The sequence below is a fragment of the Sphingobium sp. FW305-3-2-15-F-TSA7 genome (assembly GCF_058787155.1).
The window spans coordinates 76,991-92,168 of sequence record NZ_JBYSZM010000031.1; the positions used below are offsets into that span (position 1 = coordinate 76,991).

The window sequence follows — 15,178 nt, forward strand, 5'->3', positions numbered from 1 at the left end:
CTTCACTTCCTTCCTTCTTGCGCGGCCGCGATCGCGGTCAGTGCCGGGCTCGTCGCCGGCTCCATCTCCGCTCCGCCGATGCCGATCGACAGCAGCCGGGCGGCACCGGGGTCGAGCCGAGACCAGGCGGGCAGGCCCTTTCCATTGGGATCGCCCGTCTTCGCGAAATTGGTCCAGTAATCGCCGATCAGCCTGGCCGCGGCGCGGTCTGCGGCGGTGGCGTCCGCCGGCAGGTTGCCGAACTGGAAGACCACGTCGGATGCATGGACGGCGCCCTGATCCTTCTTGCGCTGGCCCTCCGCGACATAGCCGAAGCGATAGAGGAAGGCCGGCGCGCCGGCACGCGCCTGCAACAGGCCGAAGGCCAATGCCGGTTCGCCGAACATGATGTCCGCCGCGACGCGGCGGTTCGCCTCGTCCTTGTCGGCATAGGCGGCCATCACCGCATCGGCCCCCGCCCCGAGCCCTTCGAGCGCGGGCTTGTTCACCATGCCCCGGAAAGCGCCGGGCACGAAGCCCAGCTCGTCGTCGTTGCTGCCGACGATATAGGGGATTTTCGCCTGTTTGCCCGCGGCGAAGATCGCATCGGCATTGGCGGGCACGATGACGCCGTCGGTGATCGGCCCCGAATAGCGATCATCCTCCTTGTTCAGCAGATTGATGCCGCCCAGGATCCGGTCGGCGGGCAGCGCACGCAGCGCCGCCGCGTCACCCGCCTTTGCGCGGGTGCCAAAGGCCTGCCCCTTCGCCTGCGCCTCGGCGAGCGTCGGCCAGCGGTTGCGACTTCCGCCCGAGGCGACGATCGCGCGCACGAACAGCCCCTTCGCCGCGGGTGACGCCATCAGCCGCGTGACCGACTCGCCCCCGGCGCTCTCGCCGAAGACCGTCACGCTGGCCGGATCCCCGCCAAGCGCCGCGACATTGCGCTGCACCCATTTGAGCGCCGCGATCTGGTCCATCAGCCCCCAATTGCCGCCGCCGTCGATCGCGGGATGCGCGAAGAAGCCGAAACGGCCGAGCCGGTAGTTGAAGCTGACGACGACGAAGCCGCGCCGCGCGAGCGCCGCGCCGTCGGTTTCGGGGAGCGAGCCCGACCCGCCGACGAAACCCCCGCCATGGATCCAGACCATGACCGGCAGCTTCGCGCCCTTTTCCGGTCGCGGCGTCCAGACATTGAGGAACAGGCAATCCTCGTTCATCGGCCGCTCGCCCGCCTTGGCGCCGGGCATCGGATTCTGCATGCAATCCGCACCATAGGCAGTGGCATCGCGCGGCGCCGTCCAGGGCGGGACGGGCGCGGGATCGCGCCAGCGCCCGTCCCCGACCGGCGCCGCCGCATAGGGGATGCCCTTGAAGGCGGCGACACCCTCGGCGGTCGCACCCGCGACCGGCCCGCTGTCGATCGTCACCTGCTGCGCGGCGGCGGGCACCGCGATCGCACAGGCTATTGCGAACAGGGTTACGCTACGCATCATCGGTCGGCTCCGGTGGTGAAGGTGAACTGGCCTGGCCCGGTACGATAGACGGAATAGCCCGCCTCCCGCCGCACGGATTCGGCTCCGGCGGGCGCGTGCACCGCGCCGAAACGGGCTGGAACCCAGATCTCGCCGGTCGTGTTCGGCGGAACCTCGGCGGTCAGCGTCAGCCTGCCGCCTGCGACCGTCCAGCCGGAAAAGGCGCGCCCATGGATCGTCTCCATCGTCGCCTCCGCACTGGCAAGACCATCGGGAATCGCCGGCTTGACCAGGACCGTCTTGTAGCCCGGCGCGCCGGGGCGCAGGCCGGCGAGGCGCTGGCGCAACCAGTCGGCGATCGACCCGAAATAATGATGATCGCGCGACCGGCTGTTCAGGCTCCAGGTCTCGAACATCGTGGAATGGCCATTGGCGATCCACCAGCCCCAGCTCGGTTCATCGGTGCGCGTCGCGACGCGATAGGCGAGATCGGCATGGCCGTAGTCGCTCAATATCTCGAGCAGATAGCGGGCACCGAACACGCCGGTGCGCAGCCCCTGTTTGTCGACGTCGCGCGCGATCGCATCCGCGATCCCCTGCTCGCCGCCCTTCGGCGCCATGCCGAAGGCCAGCGGCAGCACATTCTGGACCTGGGTCGGCGGCCCGGCGACACCCTTGGCATCGACGGTGCGATACCAGCCATTCGCCGCATCCCAGTAGCGCGCATTATAGGCCGCGCGGATATCCGCCGCGAGCCGGGCGTAACGCGCGGCATCCTCCGCCTCACCGACGATGGCGGAGGATCGGGCGAGCAGATCGGCCTGATGGAAGAAATAGGCGGTGGTCACGGCATCGATGCCGCCGCCGCGCGCATTGCTATAGTCCATGCCGCCCGCCGATGCCCATTCGGACAGGCCCGCCGCGCGCCGATAGTCGGGCGCCTTGATGAAGGTCGCGGTATAATCGACCAGCCGGCGCTGCATCGCCTGATTGTCGGCAAGCACGCGCGTATCGCCATAGGTGGTGTAGAGTTCCCAGGGCAGGATCATCGCCGCGACGTCCCAGGGCGTGGTCGGCCCCCAGATGACGTTCCAGCCCGGCGTATCCTCATAGCCATAATAGGGCGTCGTCGGCGCGATCTCCGGCAATTCGCCCTTTTCCGACTGCGCATCGCGGAAATCGGCGAGCCATTTGGTCCAGACGCGCGCGACGTCGAGGCTGCGCACCGCGGCGCCCGCCGACGCCTGTGCATCGCCGGTCCAGCCATTCTTCTCATAGGTCGGCGTGTCGGTCTGGAAGCCGTGCATATTGTTGAGGATCGTCGCGATCGCCGCGGCGTCGATCCGGTTGAGCAGCGGATTGGCGCTCGTGAAACTGCCGGTGCGCGCAACCGCGGAATGGGCGATGCGTGCCGTCAGCACCCCGTCCGCCGGCGTTCCGGGAAAACCCTCGACCTGGACATAGCGGAAACCGCGATAGCCGAAGCGCGGCGCCCATTGCTCCTCGCCCTTGCCGGCGAGCGTGTAGCGGTCGGTCTGGAGTTGCGCATCGATCAGCCCTGCGGCCGGCACGACCCGGCCATTCTCGGCAATGCGCTCGCTCGCGATCATCGACACGGTCGTCCCGGCCGGGCCGCGCAGCCTGAGCACCGGCCAGCCCGAGACGATCCGTCCGAAATCATAGACGTGCACACCGGGCGCCGCCTGTTTGACCGCGACCGGGGCGATCGTCTCCACCGGCTCGATCATTTCGGAATTCACCGCCACCAGCCGGCCCGCAGGGCCGGTGACGAGCGTTGCCGCCGACCATTTACCGTCCCGGAAACCGGGCCGGTCCCATCCGGCCGAAACGAGACGGGCGTCGAAACGCTCGCCGCGATGGACCGAGTCGTTCAGCGTCGGCCCCGATATCGTCCGCCAGCCGGCATCGGTCGCGATCGTCTCGCGCGTGCCGTCGGCATAGGCGATCTCGAGCTGCGCCCTGATCGCGGGCTCGCCATGCCAGGGGGCTGCGTGGAAATACCATTCATTGGGATCGGTCAGCCCGTACCAGCCGCGCCCCAGCTCCGCGCCGACGACATTCTCGCCCCGGCCGAGCAAGGCGGTCACATCATAGGCATAGGTCAGCACCCGCTTGTCATAAGCGGTGAAGCCCGCACCCAGCGACGATCCGACGATCTGGCCATTGACCGACAGCCGCGGCATGCCCGCGCCCGCGACATAGAGGCGCGCCTGCGCGACGGGCCTGGTCAGTCGAAAGGCGCGGCGAACGAGCGGCGCGGGCGCCTCGATCGGCAGCATCAGATCGACGCCCGGCACGCCGCTCGCGACGACCAGCCCATCCCCGGTCACGCCGCCGCCGCTGAAGGGATTGTCGCCACCGGCAAAATCGATGCCGACGCCCGGGCTCCGGCCGCCCGTCACGCGCACATGGTGCACGATCGCCGCCGCGGCTTCCTTCGCCGAAAAGCCGATCGTGCCATGGGCATGCGCGTCATTCTCGATCGTCGCGACGATCGTGCCGTCGATGCTGGTAACGATGCGCCGGCCTTCGGCGCGGATCTGGAGGCGGATGCGGCGCCCCTTGATCGGACCGGCCAGCGTCACCTGCCCCAGCCTTTCGGTCTTCACCGCGGAGCTGGTGCCGCCGGGATAGCGGCGGACCGACTGGATCAGCTCGGGTCCGTTCCTGTCCTCGGCCAAAGTCCAGACATAGGCGTCGCCATAGGTCTTGCCGTTGGGGAGCGCGCGGAACAGGATATCGACGGCCTTGCCCGTCAAGGTCAGTTCTGTGTCGAGCGTCAGGTCGCTCCAGTCATGGTCGCGCCGCTGCGGGCCGGCGATCCACCGCGCCTGCCAGTCGGACGTATCGAGCAATCCCATTTCCCACCAGGCGGGCGCACTCCAGCCGCTGGCCTTGCCCTCCGCATCCCAAACCTGCACCTGCCACCAGTAACGCCGGCGCGACGACAATGCCGGCCCGGCATAGGCGATCTGGACATTGTCGGCCGATATCACCTTGCCGCTGTCCCACAGCGGCGCGCGATCGAGAGCGTCGACCTCCGTCGCCACGCGGATGCGATAGGCAGACTGGCGCGCGACGGGCGAGCGCCAGGCCAGGCGCGGCGCCGCGACATCGAGGCCCAGCGGCGCCGGCGCATATTCGGTGCGCAGAGCCGATGGCGCCTCCTGCGCCGCAGGCGCCGGCGTCGCGGCTGCCAGGACAGCCGCCAGCGCACCAAGGACCAGGCCCCGCAAGCTTCCGATCAGCGGCAGCGCCTCCTCCTCATCAGAATTTGGTGCGAATACCGAAGGACACTGTCCGTCCCAGCGTGCTGCCATTGGTATAGCCGGAGGCATTGTTCAGGAACGGCGGATCCTCGTCCAGCACATTGTCGACGTTCAGCGTCAGCATGGTGTTGGCGAACAGATCGTCGAGATCGTAGCTGAAGAAGAGATCGACCGTGTTGAAGGACGAGACGCGCTTCTGCGGCGCCACGCCGAGCAGCGGGTAGCCGCCACGATGGTTGAGCGTCGCGCGTGCGGTCAGGTCGCCCACCGTACCGCCGAGCGACGCGGTGGCGAAGAAGCGGCCGGTGCCGTTTTTGAGATCGTCGCTGAAGACCGCGCCCTGCACCACCTGCGTCTTGCGGTTGAGCAGATAGGTGCCGGCGACGCTGGCGTTCAGCGAACCGAAGCCGGTCGGGCGGGTATAGGCGAGATTGAAGTCGATGCCGTCGACGTTCACCGCGCCCAGATTGGCGCGCTGCGCGAAGAACAGCACATAGGGCGAGCTGATCGCGTAGAGCGTCGCCAGATTGGGCACGCCGTCGATGCGCAGAGTTCCGGCCGCGGCCTGAGCCTGCGCCAGCGTGGGATTCAAAACGTAGAAGCTCGAATAGGCCGGGTTGGAAAAGAGCACCGGCGACGTCACCGGCGGAACCGCGATGGCGTTCTTGAACTTCACGTTGAAATAGGTCGCGCTGACGACGAGCCCGGAAACCGCGGCGGGCTTGAAGTCGAAGCCCAGCGACCAGGTATCGGCGGTCTCGGGTTTCAGATTGGCGTTGCCGCCCGCGATCACCAATGTCGGCCGCAGCGCGTCGAAGGGCGAGCCGCCCGGCGCGCGGAACGGACTGAACGGCAGCACCTGCACGCGCGAGTCGACCGAGTTGCCGAGATCGGCAAGGCTCGGCGCGTGGAAGGACGTGCCGTAATTGCCGCGGATCGTCAGCGCCTCGAACGGCCGCCAGGTCAGGCCGACCTTCGGATTGGTGGTACCGCCGGTATCGCTATAATCGTCGTAGCGGATCGAGCCGGAGAGCTCGAGACTGTGGAAGCCCGGCGTCGCATTGTCCGCGCCGAAGATCGGCACCAGCACCTCGCCGAACAGCGATTTCACCGTACGCGACGTATAGGCGCTGCCCCCAGTGATCGCGTTTCGCGGGCCGCTGCCGGTGAAGGAGTCGATATTCTCGTAATGATATTCGGCGCCGACGGCCAGGCGGACGTCCCCGCCCGACATCCTGAAGAGCGGCCCGTCGAGCACGAGGCGCCCCTCGGCCAGTTCCTGCGTCGCCTGGCCATAATTGACGAAGTCGTTGATCGTCGCGAGCACCGCCGGCGAGGTCGCCGACAGATTATAGGGATTGAGTGCCGTGGCCGTCGTTGTCCCGGCAAGCGCCATCGTCACCGCGGTCGCATTGATCGAATCCTCGGTCGATTCATTCTCGCTGCGTCCGAAATTGGCGAGCGCGCGAAGCTGCCAGCCGCCGCCCAGTTCGAAATCGATGCTCGGCGTGACGCCATAGGATGTGAAGCGCGACGGGCTGATATTGGCCGGTCCGAAGACATTGTCGAAAGCGAAGGCGACATTGTGCGACGTCTCCGTCCCGATCCGCGAGAAGAAGGGATTGAGCGCGGTGATCGTGCCGCTCTGGCTGCTCTGCGCGGTGCGGTGGACCGTGTCGCGCTTCGACCAATAGGCCGTCATGTTGAAATGGACGGCGTCGCTGAGGTCCTGGGTCAGGCCGGCGAAGACGCTGTGCCGCTCCTCGCGCGGATAGATGGCGGCATAGTCGGTCTGGTCGCAGCGGTTGAGCGTGCCGGGTGCCCGGCCCGGGAGCGCATAGGTGGTCGCGCCGATGGTGATGTTCGCCAGCGGACAGGCCGTGCTGCGGAAATCGCCGCCACCGCGCGCGGTCTGGTCGGCCGTGGCATAACCGCGGTCGAGGCCGATCAGATCGTCGTGCCAGGCATAGGCGTAGGAGATGAAGATCGAGCCCGAACCCCAGTCCTTGCCGGCGATCACGCTGGCGTCGATCGTCTGGTAATCCTTGGCGAAGCCGTAGCGCGCATTGACGCCGATGCCGTCATAACGATCACGCGTGATGAAGTTGATGACGCCGCCGATCGCGTCGGAACCATAGATGGAAGAACCGCCATCGGGGATGATGTCGACGCGCCTGATCACGTCGGGCGGAATCACCGAGGGATCGAAGCTGGTCTGGAGGATGCCGGCGCCGATCATGCGGTGACCGTTCATCAGGACGAGCGTCGTCGAACCGCCGCTGCCGCCAAGATTGCGGATATTGGGGCGCACGATCGGATTGCCGTAATTGCCGACGCCCGCCGGGATCGTTCCGAAATTGCCGACCTGCGGAATCGAGGCGAGCAAGTCGTTGGCCGAAGCGGCGCCGGAGGCGATGACGTCCTTCTCGGTGACGCCGATGACATTGGTGCCGACCGGTGCCACGCCGCGCAGCAGCGTGCCGGTCACCACGATCGTCGCATCCTCGGACTCAGCTTCGGTGGCGTCCCCGCTCCTGTCCTGAGCCTGGGCGATACTCGCGGCCATCAGCGCGCCGGCACAGGCCAGGGCGGACACACCCCAGCGCATGCCGCGCCGCGCAAGAAAAGCCGAATTGGTTGCAGTCATCCCCGTCATCGCCATCCTCCAACTGCTTCCGCATCATCGGCGGAAATCTGGTTCGGCGGAGGAAACGTGAATCTCTCCAGGCCCCTCCTGCAAGGCGCCTCTATGAGCGCTTTTGCAGATTTGCTCATTATTTATCTTTACCGATCACGTCAATGATCAAATTCAATCATATAGGGTAAAAGGCGCAGAGTCTCGCCGATCGCGGACGGCCACCATAGTCACCCTGAACTTGTTTCAGGGTCCATGTTGAAACCGCCGCAATGGTGTGGGTTGCAGCATGGATGCTGAAACGAGTTCAGCATGACGATGCGGTACACGGCACAACCACCAAATGCGTCAGGCGATGACGACGCGGATGCCCGCTGCCTCCATCATCAGCCGGTGGCGCGGGTCGATGCCGGCATCGGTGATGACGACGTCGATCTCGTCGAGCGCGCAGACGACATTGCCCGAGGGGCCGGAGAATTTCGAACTGTCGACCAGAACGATGATTTCGTCGGCACGCTCGATCAGCCGGCGCTCCGCGGCGACCAGGATGATGTCGGCCTGCATCAGCCCGGCCGGCCCCATCGAGGCCGCCCCCATGAACAGCTTGGGCGCATGGAAGCGCGGCATCCCGTCGTCGCCGGCGGCAGACAGTACGATATTCTGCTCGCGGAACACCTGCCCCGACGGCAGGAGGATACGCGTCGTCGACTGCGGCAGCAGGGCGCTGACGATGTGCAACGAATTGGTAAGCACCTGCAGCCCCAGCCCGTCGAGATGCGGGCACATCTGCAGCGTCGTCGAACCGCCGTCGATCATCACGCCTTCGCCAGGCTCGCAAAGCTGCGCCGCGGTTCGGCCGATCTCTTCCTTGGCGGCGCGGTTGCGGCCGATATTCTCGTGGAAGGGAATGCCCGACAGGCCTTCTTCGACCACCGGCGCCGCGGCCGGCCCGACGCGCTTTGCACCGCCACGAACGCGCGTGATCTGCCCGGCCGCCTCCAGCCGGTCGAGATCGCGGCGGATCGTCGCAGGCGATGCCGCGATGCGAATCTCGAGATCCCGGAACGACACGAAACCGCGCTCGGCCAGGCTGTCGAGAATCATCTTTTCGCGTTCGGCTGCGTGCATGTCCGCCCTTGTCCAATGCGGCTATTTGACCGGAGCTGCGCCAAGTTGCAATCGAATGATGGGATCGATCCTAAACGATGCCTGCGGCCGTTCCGGCCGCCTGCCGCTCCTGCGCCTTGCGATCGCGCCAGCCGCTGGCGCGATAGGCGGCGATCATGTCGATCGCCCCGCCCGCGTCCGCGCGTGCCTTTGCCAGGATCGGCGATACGTCGGTGCGATAGGCGTTTCGCAGCGCCTGGAACGCCATCATCGCGTCATTGGCGTCCTGCGCCGCGTGCAGCGCATCGCGATCGACGAGCAAAGCCTTGGCATAGGCGCCCGCGATCGCCTCTGCCGACGCCATCATGCTTTCGATGGGATCGGTCACATTGTGCGACTGGTCGATCATGTAAGCGGGGCGGAAACCGCCCCGGGGATTGCGCTCCGCCTCGACCAGTTCGTTGAAGACGAGGAACAGCTGATGCGGATTGATCGCCCCGGAATCCAGATCGTCGTCGCCATATTTGCTGTCGTTGAAGTGGAAGCCGCCGAGCTTGCCGAAGCGATGGAGCCGCGCGACGATCTGTTCGATGTTCACGGTGGGGGCATGATGGCCGAGATCGACGAGGCATTGCGCCTTGTCACCCAATTCCTGGGCAACGAGGATCGAGCTGCCCCAGTCGGAAATGACGGTCGAATAGAAAGCGGGTTCGTACAGCTTGTGCTCGATCAGCATCCGCCAGCCATGAGGCAGCGCGGCATAGACCTGCGACGCCGCATCGACATAGCGGTCGAGCGAACGGCCGAGATCCTGCTGCCCCGGAAGATTGGTGCCGTCGCCGACCCACACCGTCAGGTCGGAAACGCCCAATTGCACGCCGATCTCGATACACTCGATATTGTGCGCGATCGCCTGCTCGCGCACTTCGGCACGAGTGGAGGAAAGCGAGCCGGTGGCATAGCTGAACGCCTGGCCCGGCTGATCCTGGAAGCTGTTGCTGTTGACCGCGTCGAAGCCGAGGCCGAGCGCCGCCGCCTCCTCGCGCAGCGCGCGATAGTCGCTCACCCGGTCCCAGGGGAAATGCGGGCTCACGCGCGGCGTGACGCGGCAAAGCTGCTGCACCACCGCGCAATCCTCCAGTTTCTCATGGATGCTGGTGGGCTCGCCCGGAATCGGGAATTTGGCGAAACGCGTGCCGCCGCGCCCCGCGCCCCAACTCGGCACCGCCACCGAGAAATCCGCGACCTTCGCGGTCACGGCCTCGATAGCGATGCCGCGACGGTCGAGCTGGCGACCGAGGCTGTCATAATCGTCGTCGAGCGCGTCGCGGAGGCCCGCATTCAGGCGCTCGACGACATCCCGCGCCACCGGCCTATCGTCCACCATGCCCATCCTCTCCCGTTTCTTAGAGCGGTTTATGATCTGATTGAATCAGATCGACCACTCTAAGCTTTTGTTTCGCCGCGATTTCCGAGTCGTCAGATGAAGCCATCTGACTGGAAATCGCTCTAGTGGATCGTATCTGAAAAAAGCATCCGCTTTTGTCAGATACGATCCACTAAGCTATTGGCTGGTGGTCTGCTTTTTCCAAACGGATGCATCCGCATCCGTTTGGAGCAGACCACTAGCGCGTAAAGGCCTGCGCGTTGCCCGCGTCGACATTGATCATGTTGCCGGTCGACTTTGCCGACATGTCGCTCGCCAGGAAATAGACGGCTTCGGCCACATCCTCCGGCAACACGTCGCGCTTCAGCAGCGAGCGGTTGCGATAATGTTCCTCGAGCGCGTTGCCGGCGTCGATGCCGTGCGCGCCGGCGCGCTCGCGACGCCAGTCGCCATCCCAGATGCGCGATCCCTTGATCACCGCATCGGGATTGACGGTGTTGACGCGGATGCCATGCGGCGCGCCTTCGAGCGCCAGGCAGCGCGCCAGATGGAGCGCCGCGGCCTTGGCCGAGGCATAGGCAGCGGCATTGGTCGCCGCCGCGATGCCGTTCTTCGATCCGATGAAGACGATCGCGCCGCCGCCCTGCTGCCGCATCAGCGGAAAGGCCGCCCGCGCGGTGAGGAAATAGCCCTTGGCGAGCACGTCATAATTGCGTTGCCACAGATCGATGTCGGTATCCTCGATCGGCGCCGAAGACGCGATGCCCGCATTGGCGATAAAAATGTCCAGCCCGCCGAATTCGCGCGCGCAGGCGGCGAAAGCGGCAGCGACCTGCGCCTCGTCGGTGACGTCGCACACGGACGAACGGATCCTGTCCTTTCCGAACCGGGCTTCGAGGCGCTCCGCGGCATCGGTCAGCGCGTCGGAGTCGCGATCGACCAGCATCACGCACGCATCGTCGGCCGCCAGCCGGTCGGCGGTCGCCGCACCGATGCCACCCGCAGCGCCGGTGACGAGCGCGATACGCCCGGCGAGCCGCTTCGGCTTCGGCATGCGCCGCAGCTTGGCTTCTTCGAGCAGCCAATATTCGATGTCGAACGCCTCCTGCTCGTCGAGGCCGACATAGGAACCGATCGCTTCCGCGCCGCGCATCACGTTGATGGCATTGGCGTAGAATTCGCCGGCCAGCCGCGCCGTCATCTTGTCGGCCGCGAAGGTCATGCGCCCGATGCCGGGAACGAGCACGACCACGGGATTGGGATCGCGCATCGCCGGCGAATCCGGCCGGGCGCAGCGCCGGTAATAGGCCGCATAGTCCTGGCGATAGGCCTCGATCCGCTCGCCGAGATAGGCCGCATCGCCGATCCGCGCAGGATCGAGCACGAGCGGCGCGATCTTGGTTCGCAGGAAATGATCGGGACAGGAGGTGCCCGTCGCAGCCAGCCGCTCGAAATCGCGGCTACCGACGAACTCCAGCGTTTCGGCATCGTCGGCAAAATGCCCGACGCGGCCACGATCGCCACCCATCAGGCCGCGCAGCAGTGGCATCAGGGCATCCGCGGCGGCGGCACGCTCGGCCGGCGCGCGCCGCGGCGAAACCTCTCCACCGAACGCCGCCATATCGGCCAGCTTGTCGTTCAGATAATCGGCCGCGTCGGCGATCAGGCCGATCGTGTTGGCGTAGCAAGCCTGGGCGCTGTCGCCCCAGCAGATGATGCCGTGCCCCGCCAGCATCACGCCGCGCAGCCCCGGATTCGCGGCGACATGGTCGCGCAGCTTCAGCCCCAGATCGAATCCGGGCCGCTGCCATGGCAGCCAGCCGACCGCACCGCCCCAGATGGCACGAGTCGCCGCCTCACCCTCACTCGACGCCGCAAGCGCGATGATCGCATCGGGATGGACATGGTCGACATGATCGAACGGCAGATAGGCATGGAGCGGCGTGTCGATCGACGCCGCGCGCGGATTGAGCGCGAAGGTGCAGTGCGGCAGATAGCCGACCATCTCGTCCTCATGCGCAAGGCCGCGATACAGCGCCTCCAGCCCGAGCAGCTTGTCGAGATAAAGCGTCGCGAAACCTTCGCGCTTCATCGATCCGATATCGCCGCCCGACCCCTTCACCCACAGCACGCGCACCACGTCACCGGTCAGCGGATCGCGCCCGTCGAGCTTCGCCGAGGTGTTGCCGCCGCCGAAATTGGTCACCGTCAGGTCCGCACCCAGAAGGTTGGAGCGATAAAGCAACAGCTCTTCCGGCCCCTTCCCCGCCGCCTCCGCGTCGGACCAACGGCTCGACGGAACCGCAAAGCGCAGCGCAACTCGGGATTTGGGCATGGCATCCATTTCGGACATGAAGGAAATCCGTTGTTTGATTGGCGGCATCTCTATCGAAATCGCTGGCATGTTGCAATCAGTTTCGATAAAGTTCAATCAAATTCAGTCGAAAAGAAGCAAGGGCAGGAAACAGATGAAGGGCCGCTCGACCATCGTCCTCGATGTCGGAAAGACGCTGGCCAAGCTGAGCCTCTGGTCGCCCGAGGGCGCGCTGATCGTGCGGCGCACCCGCGCCAATGTGCGTATCGAGACGGGCGCCTATGTCGCGCTCGATGCCGGGGGCATCGAGATCTGGGTGACCGAAGCGTTGCGCGATTTCGCCGCGCTCGCTTATGTCGGCGCGATCATTCCGGTCGGCCATGGCGCCGGGGCGGCGATCATCCGCGACGATCGTCTCGCTTGCCCGCCGATCGATTATGAGGTGCCGATGCCCGCGGCGCTGCGCGTACGCTATGATGCGGAGCGCGGCGCCTTCGCCGAAACGGGCTCGCCCGCGCTTCCCGACGGGCTCAATCTCGGCGCACAGATCTTCAGGCTGGAAACAATCGATCCGGACCTGAGCCGGGGCACCCGGATCCTGCCATGGGCCCAATATTGGAGTTGGCTGTTCAGCGGCATCGCGGCCTCGGAGGTCACGAGCCTGGGCTGCCATACCGACCTCTGGAATCCGCTCGCGGGGCGCCCCTCCAAACTGGCGGAGCGGCGTGGCTGGGCAGAGCGGCTGGCGCCGCTGCGCGGCGCGGGCGAGATCCTCGGCACGCTGACGCCCGGCTGGGTAGCGCGCACCGGCCTGCCCGCCGATACCGAGGTCCATTGCGGCCTCCATGATTCGAACGCCGCATTGCTTGCCGCGTGCAGCCATGGCGAGATCGCCGGTCATGAATCGACGATCATGTCGACCGGAACCTGGTTCGTCGCGATGCGCTCTCCCGGAGATGCGTCATCGATCGACATGGACAGTCTCGACGCGTCGCGCGACTGCCTGATCAATGTCGATGCATTCGGCCGGCCAATTCCCTCAGCGCGCCTCATGGGCGGGCGGGAGATCGAGACACTGATCGGCCCCGATATGCAACGCATCGACTTCAGGCCGGACCAGCCCGCAATGATCGCGGCATTGCCGCAGCTGCTGGAACGGGGCGCGATGATATTGCCGGGCTTCGCGCCTGGCTTCGGCCCCTTCCCGCGAGCACGCGGGCGCCGGGTTTCGATGCCGGGCGACCATATCGCCCACCGCGCGACGGTGGCGCTCTATGCCGCGCTGGTCGCCGACGTCTCGCTCGATCTGATCGGCGCACAGGACAAGCTGCTGATCGAGGGCCGCTTCACCGAAAGCCAGGTCTTCGTCCGCGCTCTGGCCACGCTGCGTCCCGACATGCACGTCTATGTCGGAAAGGCGCATAACGACGTTTCCTATGGCGCGCTCCGCCTGATCGACGCCGCTCCGCCCCCCGCCGAACCACTCGAACGCGTGACGCCGCTCGACATCGACCTTGCACCCTATCGCGACCGCTGGCGCCTCGCGGCCGAACGGATGGAGGCGGCGGCGTGAAGGCGGCATCGATCGACGATTATCGGGAAGCCGCGCGGCGGCGCCTGCCCCGCTTCCTGTTCGACTATTTCGATGGCGGTTCCTACGCCGAACAGACGCTGCGCGCGAACCTCACCGACCTGCAGGCCGTCGCGCTGCGTCAGCGCGTCCTGAACGACGTCTCCGCGATCGACCTGACCACAAAATTGTTCGGCCAGAGCCTCGCCATGCCGGTCGCACTCGGCCCGATCGGCCTTGCCGGCCTGGCGGCCCGGCGCGGCGAGGTGCAGGCGGCACGCGCGGCCGCGTCGGCGGGCGTGCCCTTCACGCTTTCGACGGTGTCGGCTTGTTCGCTGGGCGAGGTCGCACAGGGCTGCGACACGCCCTTCTGGTTCCAGCTCTATATGGTGCGCGATCGCGACTTCATGCGGTCGCTGCTCGCACAGGCGAGCGCCCTTTCCTGCCCCGTGCTGGTCTTCACGGTCGACATGCCGATGCCCGGCGCGCGCTATCGCGACCATCGCTCGGGCCTTGCCGGCGCGCCGGGGCTCGGCGGGCAGCTTCGCCGCGTCGGGCAGGCCGTGCGGCGACCGCGCTGGGCATGGGATGTCGGCGTCCATGGTCGGCCGCACCAGCTCGGCAATGTCGCACCGTTGCTCGGCCGCCGATCGGGGCTCGAGGATTTCCTCGGCTGGATGAAGCATAATTTCGATCCCGCGGTCACCTGGCGCGACCTCGACTTCGTGCGTGCGCATTGGAAAGGCCCGATCGTCATCAAGGGCATATTGGATGCGGACGATGCACGCGCCGCGGCCGAAACGGGCGTCGACGGCATCATCGTCTCCAACCATGGCGGGCGCCAGCTCGACGGCGTGCCGTCGGTCGCGCACGCGCTGCCGGCGATCGCGGATGCGGTCGGAGATAGCCTGACCGTCCTTGCCGATGGCGGCGTGCGATCCGGGCTGGACGTGGTGCGGATGCTCGCGCTGGGCGCAAAGGGCGTGCTGCTCGGGCGCGCCTGGGCCTTTGCGCTCGCGGGCGCAGGCGAACGCGGCGTACGCCATGTGCTGGAACTGATCGAAGCCGAGATGCGCGTCGCCATGGCGCTCACGGGCAAGACCAGCATCGCGGCGATCGGTCCGGATTCGCTGGTTATCCGATAGAGAAGGGGGAGAGAGACGATGGATGCGAACCCGCTGCTCGGCGTGTTCTTTCACTGGCTGGGCGGGCTGTCCTCCGCCAGCTTCTACGTGCCCTACAAGCGCATCCGCGCCTGGTCGTGGGAGATATTCTGGATCACGGGCGGCATCTTCTCCTGGCTGATCGCGCCCTGGCTGCTGGCCGCGATCCAGACCCACGACCTGATCGGCGTCCTCGCCGAAACGCCCCGCACCATCTGGTTCTGGTGCTGGTTCTGGGGGGCGATGTGGGGGCTGGGC

9 protein-coding genes are annotated in these 15,178 nt (G+C 66.4%); 3 read left to right on the forward strand and 6 right to left on the reverse strand.

Translation table 11 applies throughout. The features are described from left to right. Nucleotides 1-2: 2 nt before the first annotated feature. The 6 genes from AC3WN8_RS22190 to AC3WN8_RS22215 form a co-directional block, all read right to left on the reverse strand. A complete protein-coding gene (locus tag AC3WN8_RS22190; protein WP_492671668.1) occupies nucleotides 3-1,475 on the reverse strand; it encodes a carboxylesterase/lipase family protein in 1,473 nt (490 codons plus the stop codon). Continuing rightward, nucleotides 1,472-4,711 (reverse strand): family 78 glycoside hydrolase catalytic domain, encoded by a 3,240-nt coding sequence (locus tag AC3WN8_RS22195; protein ID WP_492671669.1) that lies wholly within the window; start codon nucleotides 4,709-4,711, stop codon nucleotides 1,472-1,474. Before AC3WN8_RS22195 ends, AC3WN8_RS22190 begins: the two co-directional genes overlap by 4 nt. A 31-nt stretch (nucleotides 4,712-4,742) precedes the next feature. Further along, nucleotides 4,743-7,400, reverse strand: coding sequence for a TonB-dependent receptor domain-containing protein (locus AC3WN8_RS22200; protein ID WP_492671670.1), 2,658 nt, complete (start codon nucleotides 7,398-7,400; stop codon nucleotides 4,743-4,745). Between the two features lie 327 nt (nucleotides 7,401-7,727). Further along, a complete protein-coding gene (locus AC3WN8_RS22205) occupies nucleotides 7,728-8,507 on the reverse strand; it encodes a DeoR/GlpR family DNA-binding transcription regulator (protein ID WP_492671671.1) in 780 nt (259 codons plus the stop codon). 70 nt (nucleotides 8,508-8,577) lie between these two features. Then, nucleotides 8,578-9,873 (reverse strand): L-rhamnose catabolism isomerase, encoded by a 1,296-nt coding sequence (rhaI, locus tag AC3WN8_RS22210; RefSeq protein WP_492671672.1) that lies wholly within the window; start codon nucleotides 9,871-9,873, stop codon nucleotides 8,578-8,580. Nucleotides 9,874-10,111: 238 nt separating this feature from the next. After that, nucleotides 10,112-12,226, reverse strand: coding sequence for a bifunctional rhamnulose-1-phosphate aldolase/short-chain dehydrogenase (locus AC3WN8_RS22215; protein ID WP_492671673.1), 2,115 nt, complete (start codon nucleotides 12,224-12,226; stop codon nucleotides 10,112-10,114). A gap of 115 nt (nucleotides 12,227-12,341) precedes the next feature. Here AC3WN8_RS22215 and AC3WN8_RS22220 point away from each other — a divergent pair, with 115 nt between their 5' ends. The 3 genes from AC3WN8_RS22220 to AC3WN8_RS22230 form a co-directional block, all read left to right on the forward strand. Beyond that, nucleotides 12,342-13,760, forward strand: a complete 1,419-nt coding sequence (locus AC3WN8_RS22220; RefSeq protein WP_492671674.1) for an FGGY-family carbohydrate kinase — start codon at nucleotides 12,342-12,344, stop codon at nucleotides 13,758-13,760. Next, nucleotides 13,757-14,902 carry an FMN-dependent L-lactate dehydrogenase LldD gene (gene lldD, locus AC3WN8_RS22225; protein ID WP_492671675.1) on the forward strand — a complete coding sequence of 382 codons (1,146 nt, stop codon included), beginning with the start codon at nucleotides 13,757-13,759 and terminating at the stop codon, nucleotides 14,900-14,902. Before AC3WN8_RS22220 ends, lldD begins: the two co-directional genes overlap by 4 nt. An 18-nt stretch (nucleotides 14,903-14,920) precedes the next feature. Then, the coding region (locus AC3WN8_RS22230; protein WP_492671676.1) for an L-rhamnose/proton symporter RhaT at nucleotides 14,921-15,178 on the forward strand (258 nt) is incomplete at its 3' end.